This is a genomic window from Rossellomorea vietnamensis (assembly GCF_008180415.1).
Lineage (GTDB): Bacteria > Bacillota > Bacilli > Bacillales > Bacillaceae_B > Rossellomorea > Rossellomorea vietnamensis_C.
Genome location: NZ_VTEI01000002.1, coordinates 717,346 through 735,205 on the forward strand (window position 1 = coordinate 717,346; position 17,860 = coordinate 735,205).

The window sequence follows — 17,860 nt, forward strand, 5'->3', positions numbered from 1 at the left end:
TAAAGTACTAGAGGGACTGTGCTAGAGGGACTGTCCCTTTTCTCGCTTTAAAGGGGTAAAGCTTACTAAAAAACCGGTCTGCACTAGGCAAACCGGTTTTTACTTCTATTAATAGATAGATGTATTCTCTTTTGAAATGTTCTCAATGATTTCTTTAACGCGCTGCAAGAAGCGTCCGCATACCAATCCGTCCAGTACACGGTGATCAAGTGACATACATAGGTTCACCATGTCTCTTACGGCGATCATGCCATTGTCCATGACAACTGGGCGCTTAACAATTGATTCAACCTGCAGGATGGCAGCTTGAGGGTAGTTAATAATCCCCATTGATTGAACAGACCCGAATGAACCTGTGTTGTTCACTGTGAATGTTCCGCCTTGCATATCTTCTGATTTCAGCTTGCCGCTTCTGACTTTCCCTGCAAGCTCAGTGATTTCGCGGGCAATGCCTTTGATTGTTTTTTCATCCGCATTTTTGATGACTGGAACGAAAAGAGCATCATCTGTCGCCACGGCGATTGAGATATTGATGTCTTTCTTCTGGATGATTTTGTCCCCTGCCCACATTGAGTTGATCATTGGGAATTCTTTAAGAGCCTGTGCTACTGCTTTTACAAAGAAAGCAAAGAAAGTAAGGTTGTAGCCTTCACGCTGTTTGAATTCACCTTTGATCTTGCTGCGGTAATCCACAAGGTTTGTAGCATCGATTTCCATCATCGTCCAAGCATGCGGCGCTTCATGTTTGCTGCGAAGCATATTGGACGCAATTGCTTTTCTGATTCCTGTGACAGGAATTTCGATATCGCCAGGCATAACCGGTACGTTAGGTGCTGCAGCTGCTTTGGCAGGAGCTGCGGCAGCAGGTGCTGGTGCTTCCTCAACAGGAGATTGCTTAGGTTCTTCCTTCGCAGGTGCAGATGCTTTGGCATCGCCGGCTTTAGGGATATTTCCTGAGTCAATCAGCTTTTGAAGGTCTTTACGAGTGATTCTTCCTTCTCTTCCAGAACCTTCAACTTGATCAAGATCAATATCATGTTCCTGGGACAACCTCAGGACCGCTGGAGAAAAGCGGACTTTGCCCTCGCCTTTTTCAGCTTTCTTTACAGGTTTCTTAGCTTCTGTCTTTTCTTCCTGAGGAGCAGAATCACTTACAGGATCTTGTTGGGCTGGAGCTTCTTCAGCTGAACCGCCGCCCTCCACTTCAATAGAGCAGATAATTTCGCCTACTTCCAAAGTGTCTCCTTCTTCAGCGATCAATTCTTTGATTGTTCCTGTAAATGAAGATGGCACTTCCGCATTGACTTTATCTGTATTCACTTCGGCAATCGGGTCATATTTGTTAACGTGGTCTCCAGTACTTACAAGCCATTTGCTGATTGTACCTTCTGTAACACTTTCCCCGAGCTGAGGCATTTTCATTTTTTCAATACCCAAAGAGGAACCCTCCTTAACTGCATTTTGTTTAGTATCTATATATTAAAATTCGGCTAATTCACGCATTGCTTTTTCAACTTTATCCGGATTCACCATGAAGTATTTCTCCATTGTAGGTGAATATGGCATTGCAGGAACATCAGGTCCCGCCAGTCGCATGATAGGAGCATCAAGGTCAAACAGGCAGTTCTCGGAAATGATGGCCGCCACTTCACCCATAATGCTTCCTTCTTTATTGTCTTCTGTAAGAAGAAGTACTTTACCTGTTTTGGAAGCTGCTTCCATGATCGCTTCTTTATCCAATGGATAGATGGTTCTAAGGTCAAGGATTTCTGCTTCGATGCCGTCTTCAGCAAGTCTTTCAGCAGCTTGTTGAGCGAAATGGACACATAGTCCGTAAGTGATGACAGTCAAGTCTTCACCTTTACGCTTAACATCTGCTTTTCCAATTGGAAGAACGTAATCATCATCAGGAACTTCACCTTTGATCAATCGGTAAGCACGCTTGTGTTCAAAGAACATAACAGGATCTTCATCACGGATGGCTGCTTTCAGCAGTCCTTTCACATCATATGGTGTAGAAGGCATGACAATTTTCAGTCCAGGCTGGTTAGCAAATACTGCTTCGACCGACTGAGAGTGATAAAGCGCTCCATGGACACCGCCGCCATAAGGGGCACGGATGACCATAGGACAGCTCCAGTCATTATTGGAACGGTAACGGATGCGTGATGCTTCAGAGATAATCTGATTCACTGCAGGCATGATGAAGTCAGCGAACTGCATTTCTGCGATTGGGCGCATACCGTACATTGCCGCACCGATTCCAACACCAGCAATAGCAGATTCGGCAAGCGGTGTATCCAGGACACGATCTTCGCCAAATTGATCATAAAGACCTCTTGTTGCACCGAACACTCCGCCTTTTTTACCGACGTCTTCACCAAGAACAAATACTTTTTCGTCTCTTTCCATTTCTTCACGTATTGCCATTGTAACTGCATCAATATAAGAAATTACTGCCATGAATTATTCCCCCTTACTTCTCTTCTGCGTACACGTGTTTCAGTGCGCTCTCAGGCTCTGGATATGGTGCATTTTCAGCATAATCCGTTGCTTCATTGACAATTTTCATAACACGGTCATTGATTTCTTTTTCGAGCTCATCATTCATAACGCCTGTTTCTTTCAAGTAAGCACCGAATGTGATGATTGGATCTTTTGTTTTCGCTTGAGCTACTTCATCCGGAGAACGGTAGCTGCGATCATCATCATCTGAGGAGTGAGGAGTCAGACGATAAGAAATTGTTTCAACTAAAGTAGGGCCTTCGCCTCTGCGGCCGCGGTCTGCTGCTTCCTTCACCGCTTTGTATACTTCAAGAGGGTCGTTTCCATCTACTGTCACACCTGGCATACCGTATCCAATTGCACGGTCGGAAACATTTTCACAAGCCAGCTGCTTTTCGATAGGAACTGAAATGGCATATTTATTATTTTCACACATGAAGATAACTGGAAGCTTATGTACCCCCGCAAAGTTAGCGCCTTCATGGAAGTCACCCTGGTTGGATGAACCTTCGCCGAAAGTAACGAATGTAACCAGATCCTTTTTCTCCATCTTCCCTGCAAGGGCGATACCTACAGCATGCGGTACTTGCGTTGTAACCGGAGATGAACCTGTTACGATATTATTTTTCTTTTGTCCAAAGTGACCAGGCATCTGACGTCCGCCTGAGTTAGGGTCTTCTGCTTTTGCAAAACCAGAAAGCATAAGTTCTGTTGCCGTCATTCCGAAAGTAAGGACCACTCCCATATCACGGTAGTAAGGCAGTGCATAATCTTTTTCTGGATCCAATGCAAAAGCTGCACCTATTTGTGCTGCTTCCTGGCCTTGGCAGGAAATAACGAAAGGAATTTTACCCGAACGGTTCAACAACCACATCCGTTCATCAATTCGACGAGCCATTAACATAGTTTCATACATTTCTAATACCTTCTCATTGGATAGACCAAGAGCTTCATGACGATTTTCAGCCATTTATTTTACCTCCCAAACATTTATAGAGGGAGAACCTGCTGGCTCTCCTTCCCCTTGTATGTGCTCACATCCTTGATTGGATGCGGGAAAAATATTCTGCAAACTTAAGAGTGGATCGCTTTGCCGTCAACCGCTAATGCTGCTTCCCCAATTGCTTCACTTAACGATGGATGAGGGTGGATCGTGTGCGCCACTTCCCACGGAGTCGCATCGAGCACCTTGGCAAGCCCTGCTTCGGAGATCATATCCGTTACGTGAGGACCTATCATATGAACACCAAGGATATCATTAGTGTCCTTGTCAGCAATGATTTTGACAAAGCCGTCTGATTCTCCATATACAAGCGCTTTCCCGATAGCGCGGAAAGAGAACTTACCGACCTTCAAATTGTGCCCTGCTTCTTTTGCTTCGTTTTCAGTCAGCCCTACACTCGCTATTTCTGGATTGCTGTAGATACATTTTGATACAAGGCTGTAATCAATCGGCTCAGGATTTTCATTGGCCATATGCTCAACAGCTGAAATTCCTTCATGAGAGGCAACGTGTGCCAGCTGAAGACCGCCGATCACATCACCGATGGCATAGATATGAGACTCTTTTGTCTGCATATGTTTGTTGACCTTGATGAACCCTTTTTCTACAACGATATCAGTATTTTCAAGACCGATTCCTTCTGTGTTAGCCTGTCGTCCTACTGAAACCAGCAGCTGATCTGCAGAGAAATCTTTTTGCTCTCCTTTGATTTCAGCTTTGATTTTGACACCGCTGTCTTTTTCAATGGTTTCAGGAAGCACCTTAGCACCCGTTATGATCTTGACGCCTTTTTTCTTCATCAAACGCTTCATTTCTTTGGAAATTTCGTGATCCTCTGTCGGAACAATTCTGTCAGCGTATTCGATGACAGTGATATCCACGCCAAAGTCAGAAAGCATGGAAGCCCATTCAATTCCGATAACACCGCCGCCCACGATAATCATGGACTCAGGAAGTTTCTCAAGTTCAAGTGCTTCATCAGAAGAAAGAACAAACTCACCATCGATATCAAGACCTGGCAGCGTCCTCGGGCGGGACCCTGTAGCAACGATGACATTCTTAGGGATCAGCATTGGGTTCTCTTCTCCATTATTCATTTCAACAGAGACTGTTCCAGGCATAGGCGAGAAAATGGAAGGCCCGAGAATTCTGCCCATCCCTTCAAATACGTCAATCTTTCCTTGCTTCATTAAGTGCTGGACACCTTTGTGAAGCCCTTCAACAATTTTTTCTTTTCTTTCCTGAACACGTGTGAAGTCAAGTTTTACATCATTGATCATGACTCCAAATGTATCTGCCTCTTTCGCAGTCGCATACACTTCGGCACTGCGAAGAAGCGCTTTACTAGGGATACAGCCTTTATGCAGGCATGTACCGCCTAATTTTCCTTTTTCGACAATAGCTGTTTTCAAACCTAATTGTGAAGCACGGATGGCAGCAACATACCCGCCTGTACCGCCCCCAAGGATGACTACATCATACTCTTCAGCCAATGGTATTCCTCCTCCTGTATATTACACTGTCGCTTTAGTTTTCACGTTCCCTGGATAGTCTTTTTCCTGCTCTTCACCCTTCAATACACGCAAAGCTCCTTCGGCTAGCGCCTGAAGCTCATTTTCTCCCGCATGAACGATGACATCCGCTATCCAATTGACTCTCTCGCTGATTTGTTTAACGAAATCTTTTCCGTAAGCCAAACCGCCGGTCAGGACAATCGCGTCTACTTTCCCCTCCAGCACAGCACTTGCGGATCCGATTTCTTTTGCAATTTGGTAGGACATAGCATCGTATACGAGCTTTGCTTTCTTGTCCCCTTTTTCCACCATCTTCTCTACCTTGACAGCATCATTGGTTCCAAGGTATCCAACCAGCCCGCCTTGTCCCACAAGTTTTTTCATGATTTCATCACGATAATAATTTCCGGAGAAGCACAGATCGACCAAATCTCCGGCCGGAACTGTACCCGCTCGTTCAGGACTGAAAGGGCCGTCGCCGTGAAGGCCGTTATTCACATCTATAACCTTGCCATTCTTATGGACTCCGACGGTAATACCTCCGCCCATATGTGTGATAATCAGGTTAAGGTCCTCATATTTCTTTTTAAGGTCTTTCGCAACCCTTCTTGCAACTGCTTTTTGGTTAAGGGCATGAAAAATACTTTTCCTCTCGATAAGGGAAACACCCGAGATCCTCGCAATCGGTGCAAGCTCATCCACTACAACCGGGTCGACGATGTAAGAAGGTATGTTGAGACCTTCCGCAATCTCATAGGCAAGAATGCCTCCCAGATTGGATGCATGCTGGCCTGAGTATCCTTCGCGCAAGTCCTTCAGCATTTCTTCATTGACCGAATAGGTACCGCCTTGAATCGGCTTCAATAGTCCGCCGCGCCCGCAAACAGCACTTAACTTAGAAATATTGATGCCTTCTTCATCAAGAGTTTCAAGAATTGTTTCTTTTCTGAACTGATATTGTTCAATGATGCTTTCAAATTGATTTATTTTTTCAGCATCATGCCTTAATGTCTTTTCAAAAATCGAGATTTCATTATCAAATACACCAATCTTTGTAGAAGTAGAACCAGGATTGATGACCAGAATTCGATGTTCTTTCGCTTCCAATGTTGTTACCTCCAGTGTAGAAAAGCTTATGCCCTTCTTTAGTGGCCCCTTTTTCTAGATCTGTTCCTTCCTGCACCCCTTGTTCATTGCGGGCAAAATATCAACTGCCCTGAGAAGTTCTCTTACAAACAGGGAAACGCTTCGCCTCTCTGAAGCCAAGCGTTTTTCCCTGCTGCTTAGCGGTAGCTTAAGATATGCTTTCCGTTTTGCAGAAATTGGCTTCGAGATTTGCGGTTTCTTTCAATTCTCTCTTCAGCCATACGGTCAGCTGCAAGGTATGTTGGAATTCCGTCACGTTTTGCAATTTCAATTACACGCTCAACGTTATTGTAGATTCCCTCTACCTTTTTCATTGCACGGTCACGATTATAACCATAAAGCTCGTCTGCAACATTGATTACTCCGCCGGCATTGATTACATAGTCAGGGGCATAAACAATACCCATTTCGTGAATAGTGTCACCATGTGCTGTATCTTTCAGCTGATTGTTTGCAGCACCTGCAATTACTTTTGCTTTTATCTGAGGGATTGTTTCATCATTGATTACTGCACCCAATGCACATGGTGCATAAATATCACAATCCACACTGTAAATTTCATTGATGTCTACTGCTTTGGCACCGAATTCTTCAACCGCGCGCTGAACAGCTTCTTTGTTGATATCCGTAACAATCAGCTTTGCACCCTCTTCATGTAAGTGGCGGCAAAGTGTGAAGGCAACATTTCCTACACCTTGGACGGCAATCGTTTTACCTTCAAGAGAATCTGTTCCGAAAGCTTCCTTTGCAGCAGCTTTCATTCCGCGGTACACTCCATATGCCGTAACTGGAGAAGGGTTACCAGAAGAACCGAAAGCCGGTGAGATACCTGTTACATAATCCGTTTCCTCATGGATAAGATCCATATCTGCCACTGTAGTTCCCACGTCTTCTGCAGTTATGTAGCGTCCGTTCAAACCTTGTATGAAACGTCCGAATGCACGGAACATCTCTTCGTTTTTATCTTTGCGGGGATCGCCGATGATAACGGTCTTTCCTCCCCCAAGATTAAGGCCTGCTGCCGCATTCTTGTATGTCATTCCTTTCGCAAGGCGAAGAGCATCTTCAATTGCTGCCTCTTCGGAATCATAGGTCCACATGCGGGTACCGCCAAGAGCAGGTCCAAGTGTAGTATCGTGAATGCCGATGATCGCTTTCAATCCTGAGTTTTCATCCTGGCAGAATAGTAATTGCTCGTAATCGTATTTCTCCATATAAGTAAAAATTTTCATTTTTGTTTCCTCCCTGAGTATGTTTTTATGTTTTATTTGGCTCTTTTCGTAAACTTTGTTGCTATTTAATATAAACTTTGTAAAACACGCAAGCACTTACCGGAAATATCCTGGTATTCAGGAAAGAAAAAAGCTGCTCCCCGCTTCGAGACAAACCCAAAGTATCCAGGGAAAAATCCGGCTCTTGGGATTTTTCCGTAAGCAACAATATATGCGCAAAAAGCCTTTTATTTAGAGGCAGAACAGATTGCCAATGCCAATGAAAACAATTTGCTTTCGGCACTGTCTGCTCTTGAAGTAAGGACAATCGGCGCTTTTGCACCTGCAATGACTGCTCCCACCTTTGCCTTTGCAAAATAAATAAGTGATTTATATAGCGCATTACCCGTTTCAATACTTGGAACAAGTAAAATATCAGCCTTGCCGGCAGCCTCGCTGTGAATTCCTTTATGCTCCGCCGCTTCAAGTGAAACGGCATTATCAAGTGCAAGCGGCCCATCCACTACACAGCCTTTGATCTGCCCTCTTCTGTTCATTTGGGTAAGAACCGCAGCATCCATTGTTGCCTGCATGGATGGATTCACCACTTCAACAGCAGCAAGCGGAACCACTTTCGGGTTCTCGATGCCGATTCGTCTGGCAACCCCAACGGAATTATTGATGATTTGGACCTTCTGCTCAAGATCAGGGGCAATATTCATTCCTGCATCTGTCAGAACAGTCAGCCTGTCATATCCCGGAATCTCGAAAACCGCTACGTGGGATAAGGCACTGCCGGTTCTTAAGCCGAATTCTTTATTCAATACAGCTTTTAGAATCACCGAGGTGGAAATATTTCCTTTCATCAAAGCGTTTGCCTCGTTGTTACGTACAGCTTTCACAGCTGATTCTGCAGCTTCTGTCGCACTGCCTGCTTGGAGAACAGATACAACAGGACTGTCTAAAAGCTCTGGTGAAACAGCTTTCAAAATTTCATTTATTTTTTCACAGTCACCAAATAGCAGGAATTTTGCCATACAGCGTTCCACTGCCATAGAAACAGCTTCCAGGACTTCTTTATCTTCAGCGGCAGCCACTGCAACTGTCGCGTCTTTCAATTGGGTTGCCTGTTCTATTAAATTGTCTAATTTCATTAGGTGTTTCAACCCCTTTCCTAAAACTAGCCTTCACACTTTAATATACATGCAAGAATCATGCCAACTATCAAAACATGAAAACGCTTCACTTCAGAGAAAACCTACACGCAAAATATTTCTCAGTCTGCAAAATCTTGCATGCTATTCTCTTCAATTTTATGTTTTTCCAGCTTATAATACAAATTTCTCACCGAAATATTCAGTGCTTTGGCAGCAGCTGTTTTATTGCCTTTATTATGCTCTAAAACTTCTTTAATAATATTCTTTTCATACTGAACCAGCATGGATGCCAGGTCACTTCCATCTGGATCTGCAGGCAGGATTACCGCATCCTTCCGTTCTGGAGCTTTTTCTAAAAAAGGCAGATGTTTCGGTTCGATGGTCGTTTCATTGTATTTCATGAATATTATCGCCCGACCGAGAATATTTTCCAGTTCCCTAACATTACCAGGCCAGTGATAATCCATCAGCTTGGCCATGGCTGCAGGCTTGATCCCTTCAACATTACGCCCATAATCCTGGTTGATTTTATGAATGAGCACTTCGCATAAAGTTGGAATATCAATTTTCCTGGTCCGCAAAGGAGGGATCTGAATCGGCATTCTGTTCAGCCTGTAGTAAAGATCTTCGCGGAAGCTTCTAATGGCGATCGCTTTTTCAAGGTTCACATTGGTCGCCGCAATGACCCTTACATTTATACTAATGGATTTCGTTCCGCCGACTCTTACAATTTCACTTTCCTGCAGAACTCTCAGGAGCTTGGCCTGGGTATCCGCTTTCAATTCACCGATTTCGTCCAGAAAGATACTTCCGTTATTCGCTTCTTCAAATAACCCTTTCTTCCCTCCGCGCTTGGCTCCGGAGAAAGCGCCATCCTCATAACCGAAAAGTTCACTTTCAAGAAGGTTCTCCGAAATTGCAGCACAATTCACTCGTATAAATTTATTATATTTCCTGTCACTGGCATTATGGATAGCATGGGCGAACAACTCTTTTCCCGTTCCGGATTCCCCTCTGAGCAAAACGGTCGCAGGTGTCTTGGCACCAAGTTTCGCTTGTTCGACTGCCAGGTTCATCTCTTCTGAAACACCAACGATATCATCGAAAGAGTACTTGGCCTCCAGGGTTCTGATAATCCGCCTGGCCCTGTCCAATTCATTCGTCAATGACTGGATCTCCGATACATCATGAATGACACCGACACTGCCTTTGAGTTTTCCATCAACAATAATGGGGGCAACATTAACAATGACCTCTTTTTTGTTGGGGCCGACCCTCATCTTGCTTCCTCTTATAGCTCTCCTGGTCTGAAGGACCTTCAAATGAATACTTTCCCCTTCAGATATGTCAGCAGTTGCCGGTTTACCGATGATTTCTTCCTCGGTGAGACCCGTTATCCTTGTATAGGCAGGGTTAATCAAAATTCCTTTTCCCTCTTCATCCACAACCGATATGGCATCATCACTTGATTGAATGATGGCTTGAAGCATGGTCTGGATTTCTCTAAGGTCGGTAATTTCCTCTGCAAGATTAACGACGTCCGTAATATCTTTGAACACGGAAAAGGCTCCCATGACCTCTTGTTCTTCTGTAATCATCGGAATTCTGTTAGTAATGATTTTTAACCCATTCTCCAAAACCAGCTCTTTATTGATTTCATTTCGTTGTGTTTCAAGCACACGCGGCAGCTCACTCTTGGGAATCACTTCATAGATGTGTTTTCCCAAAGCATCCACGGCAGCGGTCCCAATCATTTTCTCAGCACTTCTATTGAATAAAATGATGGTTCCGCTGGTATCAATCCCCACCATCCCATCTCCAGTAGAATTCAGTATAAGATCTCGCTTGAAATTGCCAAACTTCATTTCGTCAATAAGATGTTCTTTTTCCTTGAGAAGCTTAGCAACCAAATAAGCTACACTTCCCGGAATGACGACAGCATTTTTCCCCCTGGCTTCTCTGAGGGCCTCGAATACAGCCTGGTCACCTGTGACTTCTATAATGATATCTATTTCTTCATTGAGAAAATTTCTCCAGTCATTTCCGAAGGATATTCCATTATCTTTTGCATATCGGATTCCCGGACTCTCTTCATTCAGGTCGCAAACAGCTGCCACTTCAAGCATTGAGGTCTCCCCCAAAATTCTAAGAATCGCTATTCCGCCTTTTCCACCACCAACTACTAAAACCTTTTGCAAGTTCTTTCCACCTCTTGGTATTGAGACTGCAATATCTTTCATACTCTCTTATTTTAGCGCAACTTCCTTTGGTTGACAAATTTCTTATATGATATAATGACTCCTGAATCAAAATTTAGAGGAGAATACAGCTATGCAAAGATTGATTGCTTTGATCATCATGCTGATCCCGGGAGCACTGGCTGCATTGGGAATAAAATTGATGAGAGATATGCTTTTTGGAATCCTTCAACCGCCTTTTCCGGCGCTTTGGCTGCAATTTGTTCTGGGACTGCTGTTTTTCTTAGGGGGCTTGGGCTTCATCGCCGGCTTCATCCTTCATAGAGATCGAAAAAGAAATAAAGTTCAGGACCGTTTCAGAGACAGGAAATCTTAAGAACAAAAGCGGAAGCGCCTTGACCAGCCCCGACAGGCAAATGTTCTCAAGAGAAAAAAAGGCGGTTTTCCCTTTTATTCTCTTGAGGTTATTTGACCCCGAGGGGCTGAGTCCGTTTCAATCTGGATATGACCCCCCGCGCGCAGAAACTGATAATTACACAGCTAAGAGTTATCTCCCTTAGGTGTCACTCAATAATTTCGCGCACAAAAAAATCTACCCTTTTTAGAGGATAGATTTTTTTATTTGCCTCGAAAGGATGATGAAGTATTAAAACTAAAACGCCATATATTTTACTGAATAAGTTTATTTACGCCTTAAATTCATAACTTGAAGATGGCCATCCAGTTTGTGTACTTACACTCCCATTGACTTTTTAAGTTCAACAGCTTTCTCAGGATAATCTGTTATGATGGCTGAACACTGAATAGCAAACAGCCTTTCGATGAGTACCTCACTATTTATCGTGTAGGGTCTCACTGCAATTCCAGCCTTCATCGAGTCAATGATCAGTGCATCCGGCGCAACCTTTACGTTAGGGTGGATTGCCTTGGCATTTATCGACTGGGCATATACCCATGGCATGAACAGGCCATTTGAGTACAGCGGGGCAATTTCGACTTCTGGATTAAGTCTGTAACAATGCACAATTGAATAGTGATTAAATGAAGAAATGATGGTTCTGTCTTGATAACCATATTCCTCAATGAGTGACAATACCTTTTCTTCAAGCTGAGGGTAAGGAATGATTCCGTTCTTTAATTCGATATTGCAAATCATTTCATTTGTTTTCATCCAGTCAAAAACTTCCTTGAGAGTCGGAATCCGCACCTTTTGCAATAACTTTTTAAATTTAAAACTGGCATCCAGCTTTTTAATTTCTTTAAGTGTTAAATCCTTGATAAAACCTTTTCCGTTTGTCGTCCTGTCCACAGTTTCATCATGAATCACCACAACTTCACCATCTTTAGTAAGCTGAACATCCAGCTCCATTCCATCAGCACCCGCCCGTTCTCCCTCCATAAAAGCTTCCATTGTATTCTCGGGGTGGGTTCCTGCGGATCCACGGTGTGCAAATATCAATGTCATTATAAAACAACTCCTTTTCATATGGCTGAAAGGTTATCGGCCTCTATCAGTCCATACCCTCTATCTCATTAACGAAAAATAAAACCTGGTAAACCAAATGATTTACCAGGTTGTTTATCTTTACCCTTATAAAGTATAAGTGCTTTTATTAATCCTCACTCTTTCAAGAAGCTTTATGCTCCAAACGAAGCTTATCGGCAACCATCGCGATGAACTCGCTGTTAGTAGGCTTAGCTTTACTCATGCTTACTGTATATCCGAATAAATTCGAAATGGAATCAATATTTCCGCGGCTCCATGCAACTTCGATGGCATGGCGGATAGCACGTTCCACCCGGCTGGCGGTCGTGTTGAATTTCTTGGCAATATCCGGATACAGGACTTTCGTAATTGAACCCAGTAACTCAATGTCTTTGTATACCATGGATATGGCTTCTCTTAAATAAAGATATCCTTTGATATGGGCAGGAACACCGATTTCATGAATGATGCTTGTAATGTTGGCATCAAGATTCCTAGGCTTTGATTCTGCAGCAGATCGTGTCGTAGATGATTTTCTGAAGATCGGACTTGATTTTCCACTTACCTGACGGATATGGCTGACCAGATTTTCCATGTCAAATGGCTTTAGAATAAAATAGGAAGCCCCTAAATCAACAGCTTTCTTTGTTACGTCTTCCTGTCCGAAAGCCGTCAGCATGATTACATTAGGAATAACTTTGCGTTCCCTGATGCGTTCAAGCACTGCCAGGCCATCCAGATGCGGCATGATGATATCCAATACAATAACATCCGGCTCCACCTCATCGAGCATTTCCAGGCATTCCTGTCCATTATGAGCGACCCCAACGACCTCCATGTCATTTTGGGATGAAATATACTCCTCAAGTAACGAAACTAACTCACGATTATCATCTACTACACACACTTTAATTGAATTCACTACAGTTTTCCTCCTCAATCCGATATGTTCCATATCCAATCTCTATTTTCATTCTAAAGTAAATTTTCGACAAAGCAATAAGAAATCCTCTTATTTTTTGAAAAAATTTGAAAAATAATATATTTACTCGCATTTCCTTTAGATTTCTCTTATTTTCGACCTGATTCGATATAAGCTTTATTGGTTTGTCGAAAAATCTTTACATTTGTATTTTAACAGAATTATATTGATTGAAAAACCTGCTTTTTAAACCGTTAGTGTGGTTTCTCTCCTTTATAGGACTTACTGTATCGCACATGTTTAATCGTACCATTTTCTTTTGGATTTCAACTTTATTGGTGCGTTTCTCAGTTAAACGCCCCATTAACTAATGATTTCTCAAGCGGCGTCACATAATCCCTTATTATTTAACAAAAAAACAGACGGTATCACCCGCCTGTCAACTAGCTTTTTCTCTTCCTTCTTCATAAATATTGATTCCTGCTTCGTTTAACATCCACTCAATGTGAACACCATACCCCGAAGTTGGGTCGTTTACAAATACGTGTGTCACTGCACCGATCAACTTTCCGTCCTGGATGATCGGACTGCCGCTCATTCCCTGTACAATACCTCCTGTTTTCTCTAAGAGGTCAGGGTCAGTCACTTTGATGACCATCCCTTTTGTCGCAGGAAATTTTTGCGGAATGGTGCTGACGATTTCAATATCGTAAAGCTCCACTTCTTCTCCATCCACCACAGTCAATATCTGTGCTGGCCCTTCTTTGATTTGATGAGACAGAGCAATCGGCAGTGCTTTATCCAGCATTCCATTTTTGATATCTCTGTTAAGTTTTCCAAATATACCAAACGGGCTGTTTCGTGTGATGTCCCCGATTATTTCTTTATCTCCGGTGAACCTGGCCAGTTTCTCTCCAGGCTTGCCGTTGCTGCCCTTCTCGATTGAAGTGACGGTACTATGGACGATTTCGCCATCTTCTACAACGATTGGCTTCTTGGTATCCATATCGGAGATCACATGGCCCAGCGCTCCGTATTTTTTTGATTTTGGATCGTAGAATGTCATCGTACCGATTCCTGCGGCAGCATCACGGATGTATAGTCCAAGTTTATAGGAATTTTCATTGCTGTCTTTCATAGGTTTCAATTCAGTTTGTATCGTTTCTTGATCCCTTCTGACAATAACATCTAAAGCTTCCTTACTTTCACCTGCTTCTTGAACAAAAGGTGCCACATCTGCAAGCTCTTCAATCTTTTCGCCGTTTATTTCCGTAATCATATCTCCGACTTGTATTCCCGCCTTCTCACCAGGGGATACTTTGCCGTCTTCCGTCTGAACCAAATGGTGGCCTACCACCAGTACACCCAAGGTATTCAATTTCACTCCAATGGACTGCCCTCCCGGAATGACTTTGAAGTCCTTGATGACTTCCACATCAACCTTCTTTATAGGAACACCAGCGAGTTCAAGGAGTACTTCCTCTCTCCCGGCGGCATCAGCCTGAATCGTTAAAGCTTCCGTCGTATCCTTCAGTGCCAATTTCGAATGAGAAGCTGACATCGCTGATACAGGTGCCGCCTTGGGAAGAATAACTTCTTCACCCTGCATCATGACTATTTTATTGGGAAGTTGGATATATTGTTGAACAGGTTTCAAAAAACCTATGAAGCAAAGTGAAACAAGGAGAATTCCACCAATCAATTTCCTTAGTATATCTGAATTCATTTTTTCACTCTCCTCGCTTCTAATCCACACACACTTTCTTCTTGGCTACAGTTTTAATTTTGCCTTGAAAGAGAACATTTATAACAGCCGTTCAGTAAAAAAAGCTACCCATTTTGGATAGCAGTGGGAATGCTGTAAAAGATGAATAAATCTTTGTGCATCAGACATAATAGGATTAAATTGACACAGCCCGAGTAAAACTATACAAAGAAAATAAAAAAACTCCAAAACCGTTGTGGTTCTGAAGCTTCTCATGATTATTTACTTTTAATGGATTCTGCAAGGCTGAGCAATTCTTTGGCATGCTCCCTTGTCAAATCCGTAATCTCAACACCGGAAATCATCCTTCCAATTTCCCTTATCTTTTCTTCCACTTTCAGGGAGGTAACGGAAGTGCTTGTCCGGCCTCTTGTTGATTTCTTGGCAATATACAGATGGGAATCAGCCATCGCAGCTACTTGCGGGAGGTGGGAAATGCACATTACCTGTGAATTTACCGATACCTGATAAATCTTCTCGGCGATTGCCTGTGCCACACGCCCGCTCACACCAGTATCCACCTCGTCAAATATGATCGATGTGATGCCCTGATGCTTTGAAAAGATGGTTTTCAAAGCAAGCATGACTCGCGAAAGCTCTCCTCCTGAAGCCACTTTTGAAAGGGGCTTCAATGGTTCCCCGGGGTTAGGGGAGATATAAAACTCTATTTGATCCGCTCCATCTTTTCTATATTTGAATTGGCCGGACTTGGAAGGCTCTTGTACAAATCGCACTTCAAAGGTGGTTTTATCCATATACAGTTCCTTCAATTGTTCATGAATCTTTGCTGTCAGCCTTTTTGCCGCTTTCTTGCGAATAGAAGAAAGCTGCTCTGCTTCTAAGTACAAATCCTTCTCTAATGACTGCAGCTTCTTTTCCAAGTCATGAATAAGAGTGTCTTTATTTGTCACTGTTTCGATTTCTTCCTCAATTGCAGAACTGTATTCCAGGATTTCTTCTATGGACGAGCCATATTTTCTTTTCAGTGTATTAATTTCATTTAAGCGGCCTTCAATGACGTTCAGCCGGTCCGGCTCAAATTCCAACTCATCCAATTCGGAGCGAACGGTCCCTGCAGCCTCCTCCAGCAGATAAAAGCTGTTAGAGACTGCTTCCATGAGCCCGGCGTATTTAGAGTCGATTTCAGCTGCACCCTCAATGTGACTCATGGCCAGGCCTGCCCAATCCAAACCGCGGCCTTCTCCCTGAATACTGTTATAACAGTTCTGAAGGGATTGAAAGAGTTTCTCGAAGTTCATCAGCTTATTCTTCTCATCGATGAGTGACTCATCCTCTCCGGGCACCAGAGAGGCATTTTCTATTTCAGATAACTGAAATTGAATTAAATCAAGCCTGTGAGCCATTTCCTGTTCATTCTCGTTATATTTTTTCAAACGGCCTTGAACAGCTTCAAACTCTTTATAAACTTCCCGGTAGTTTTGAAGCGATGTTTTCAACTGAACTGAAGCAAACTGATCCAGCAAGGTAAGATGAAGAGTTTCATTCATCAGTTCCTGGTGTTCATGCTGGCCGTGGATATCGATGAGCGTTGAGCCTAATTCCCTTAAAATCGCAATCGTCACCAATTTTCCGTTTATTCTGCAGACGCTTTTTCCTTGGGCTGAAATATCCCTTCTAAGGATAATCATACCTTCTTCGACTTCAATCCCGAATTCCTCCGCTTTTTTATAGCAGGGGTGTTTTTCATCTTCCAGAGTAAATAACCCTTCAATTTCAGCCTTTTTTTCACCATGTCTGACAAACTCGGATGATCCCCTGCCGCCTACAAGCAGATGAACGGCATCAATTATGATGGATTTTCCTGCACCTGTTTCTCCTGTAAGCACCGTCAGTCCCTCTTCGATGGAGACTGTCAATTCGTCAATGATTGCGAAGTTTTTTATCGAAAGTTCCTGTAACAATACTGATTCACCTCAATTAAAGCATATCAAGAAATTGCTGCGATATTTTCTCCGTATCTTTCTCTGTCTTGCAGATGATCAAACATGTATCATCACCGCAAATGGTCCCTAGTATCTCTTCCCAGTCTAAATTATCGATAAGGGCACCTATCGCATTCGCATTTCCTGGCAGCGTTTTCATTACAAGCATATGTCCTGCAGAATCAATTTTTACGAACGCATCCGTCAAAGTCCTTTTCAATTTTTGCAGCGGATTGAACCTCTGATCAGCCGGAAGACTGTACTTATATCGGCCGTCCATCAGAGGAACCTTGACCAGGTGCAGTTCTTTAATATCACGGGAAACAGTAGCCTGTGTCACATTAAAATTGGCATTCTTAAGTCTGTCGACAAGCTCATCCTGTGTCTCAATATCATGGTTGGAAATGAGTTCCCTGATTTTAATCAATCTTTGACCTTTGTTCATCATAATACCCACACCTCTAACTCATTAACTGCTGTATATTTATACTTCTCTATTCATGTTAGCTTATTTGAAATATTAACTCAATAAAAAACACTGAACCAAAAGTGGAAGCGCCTTGATCAGCCCTGTCAGGCAAATGTTCTCAAGAGAAAAAATGGCGGTCTTTCCTTTTATTCGCTTTGGGTTATTTGACCCCGAGGGGCTAATTCCGTTCCGGTGGGTACGGACCCTCAGGCGCTGGAACTGGACGACCGCTAGCCCCGCAGGAGATCGCAGGCCTGCAGCGAAGATCCTCCCACGTAAAGGGGGATGAAGGTAAAAGCACATTCCAAATCAGCAATAAATTAAAAAATGTCTTTTTAAATAGAATAGACTGTTTTAACATTAATTTTGCTTGCTGCAGAGTCTCATTTCGGATACTAAGATTTTTCACTCTAAACAGGTGAGCCGCTCATTTCATATGGCTTACCAGAAGATAATGGCATTTTCTTACGATTTAGTTTAAAACAGCACCAAAGTTTACGAAAAGAGCCAAAGAAAAAAAGAATGATGGCTTAAGACTATT

General features: G+C 43.1%; 14 protein-coding genes. 1 reads left to right on the forward strand and 13 read right to left on the reverse strand.

The window, feature by feature from the left end; all coding sequences use genetic code 11:
* Positions 1 to 108: 108 nt before the first annotated feature.
* The 8 genes from FZC78_RS06145 to FZC78_RS06180 all read right to left on the reverse strand — a co-directional run bounded on the left by FZC78_RS06145 (position 109) and on the right by FZC78_RS06180 (position 10,734).
* Positions 109 to 1,437, reverse strand: a complete 1,329-nt coding sequence (locus FZC78_RS06145; protein WP_148938736.1) for a dihydrolipoamide acetyltransferase family protein — start codon at positions 1,435 to 1,437, stop codon at positions 109 to 111.
* Positions 1,438 to 1,479: 42 nt separating this feature from the next.
* Positions 1,480 to 2,463: an alpha-ketoacid dehydrogenase subunit beta gene (locus FZC78_RS06150; RefSeq protein WP_148938737.1), complete on the reverse strand. Its 984-nt coding sequence runs from the start codon at positions 2,461 to 2,463 to the stop codon at positions 1,480 to 1,482.
* A gap of 13 nt (positions 2,464 to 2,476) precedes the next feature.
* Positions 2,477 to 3,475 carry a thiamine pyrophosphate-dependent dehydrogenase E1 component subunit alpha gene (locus FZC78_RS06155; protein ID WP_148938738.1) on the reverse strand — a complete coding sequence of 333 codons (999 nt, stop codon included), beginning with the start codon at positions 3,473 to 3,475 and terminating at the stop codon, positions 2,477 to 2,479.
* A gap of 104 nt (positions 3,476 to 3,579) precedes the next feature.
* Positions 3,580 to 5,001 (reverse strand): dihydrolipoyl dehydrogenase, encoded by a 1,422-nt coding sequence (gene lpdA, locus FZC78_RS06160; protein WP_148938739.1) that lies wholly within the window; start codon positions 4,999 to 5,001, stop codon positions 3,580 to 3,582.
* 21 nt (positions 5,002 to 5,022) lie between these two features.
* On the reverse strand, positions 5,023 to 6,129 hold the full coding sequence (gene buk, locus FZC78_RS06165; RefSeq protein WP_148938740.1) for a butyrate kinase: 1,107 nt from the start codon (positions 6,127 to 6,129) through the stop codon (positions 5,023 to 5,025).
* Positions 6,130 to 6,305: 176 nt separating this feature from the next.
* Positions 6,306 to 7,400: a branched-chain amino acid dehydrogenase gene (bcd, locus tag FZC78_RS06170; RefSeq protein ID WP_148938741.1), complete on the reverse strand. Its 1,095-nt coding sequence runs from the start codon at positions 7,398 to 7,400 to the stop codon at positions 6,306 to 6,308.
* A gap of 227 nt (positions 7,401 to 7,627) precedes the next feature.
* Positions 7,628 to 8,533: a phosphate butyryltransferase gene (gene yqiS / locus FZC78_RS06175; RefSeq protein ID WP_148938742.1), complete on the reverse strand. Its 906-nt coding sequence runs from the start codon at positions 8,531 to 8,533 to the stop codon at positions 7,628 to 7,630.
* A gap of 122 nt (positions 8,534 to 8,655) precedes the next feature.
* On the reverse strand, positions 8,656 to 10,734 hold the full coding sequence (locus tag FZC78_RS06180) for a sigma-54 interaction domain-containing protein (RefSeq protein ID WP_148938743.1): 2,079 nt from the start codon (positions 10,732 to 10,734) through the stop codon (positions 8,656 to 8,658).
* A gap of 133 nt (positions 10,735 to 10,867) precedes the next feature.
* Between FZC78_RS06180 and FZC78_RS06185 the strand changes: the two genes are divergently transcribed.
* Positions 10,868 to 11,110: a DUF2627 domain-containing protein gene (locus FZC78_RS06185; RefSeq protein WP_148938744.1), complete on the forward strand. Its 243-nt coding sequence runs from the start codon at positions 10,868 to 10,870 to the stop codon at positions 11,108 to 11,110.
* A gap of 357 nt (positions 11,111 to 11,467) precedes the next feature.
* Here FZC78_RS06185 and FZC78_RS06190 read toward each other — a convergent pair whose 3' ends face one another.
* From FZC78_RS06190 to ahrC, 5 genes are all read right to left on the reverse strand, one after another.
* Entirely contained in the window at positions 11,468 to 12,199 is a 732-nt protein-coding gene (locus tag FZC78_RS06190; RefSeq protein WP_148938745.1) for a glycerophosphodiester phosphodiesterase, read from the reverse strand.
* A 163-nt stretch (positions 12,200 to 12,362) separates the two neighbouring features.
* A complete protein-coding gene (gene spo0A, locus FZC78_RS06195) occupies positions 12,363 to 13,142 on the reverse strand; it encodes a sporulation transcription factor Spo0A (protein WP_148938746.1) in 780 nt (259 codons plus the stop codon).
* A 439-nt stretch (positions 13,143 to 13,581) separates the two neighbouring features.
* Complete coding sequence (spoIVB, locus tag FZC78_RS06200) at positions 13,582 to 14,868, reverse strand: SpoIVB peptidase (RefSeq protein ID WP_148938747.1); 1,287 nt, start codon at positions 14,866 to 14,868, stop codon at positions 13,582 to 13,584.
* 257 nt (positions 14,869 to 15,125) lie between these two features.
* A complete protein-coding gene (gene recN, locus FZC78_RS06205; protein WP_148938748.1) occupies positions 15,126 to 16,829 on the reverse strand; it encodes a DNA repair protein RecN in 1,704 nt (567 codons plus the stop codon).
* Between the two features lie 16 nt (positions 16,830 to 16,845).
* Positions 16,846 to 17,295, reverse strand: coding sequence for a transcriptional regulator AhrC/ArgR (gene ahrC, locus FZC78_RS06210; RefSeq protein ID WP_113930949.1), 450 nt, complete (start codon positions 17,293 to 17,295; stop codon positions 16,846 to 16,848).
* Positions 17,296 to 17,860: the final 565 nt, after the last annotated feature.

What these genes read in the sequence shown, in the direction of transcription:
- FZC78_RS06150 (WP_148938737.1), bottom strand. Translation starts at nt 2,463, where the DNA reads ATGGCAGTAATTTCTTATATTGATGCAGTTACAATGGCAATACGTGAA.
- FZC78_RS06155 (WP_148938738.1), bottom strand. Translation starts at nt 3,475, where the DNA reads ATGGCTGAAAATCGTCATGAAGCTCTTGGTCTATCCAATGAGAAGGTA.
- bcd (WP_148938741.1), bottom strand. Translation starts at nt 7,400, where the DNA reads ATGAAAATTTTTACTTATATGGAGAAATACGATTACGAGCAATTACTA.
- yqiS (WP_148938742.1), bottom strand. Translation starts at nt 8,533, where the DNA reads ATGAAATTAGACAATTTAATAGAACAGGCAACCCAATTGAAAGACGCG.
- FZC78_RS06185 (WP_148938744.1), top strand. Translation starts at nt 10,868, where the DNA reads ATGCAAAGATTGATTGCTTTGATCATCATGCTGATCCCGGGAGCACTG.
- FZC78_RS06190 (WP_148938745.1), bottom strand. Translation starts at nt 12,199, where the DNA reads ATGACATTGATATTTGCACACCGTGGATCCGCAGGAACCCACCCCGAG.
- spoIVB (WP_148938747.1), bottom strand. Translation starts at nt 14,868, where the DNA reads ATGAATTCAGATATACTAAGGAAATTGATTGGTGGAATTCTCCTTGTT.
- ahrC (WP_113930949.1), bottom strand. Translation starts at nt 17,295, where the DNA reads ATGAACAAAGGTCAAAGATTGATTAAAATCAGGGAACTCATTTCCAAC.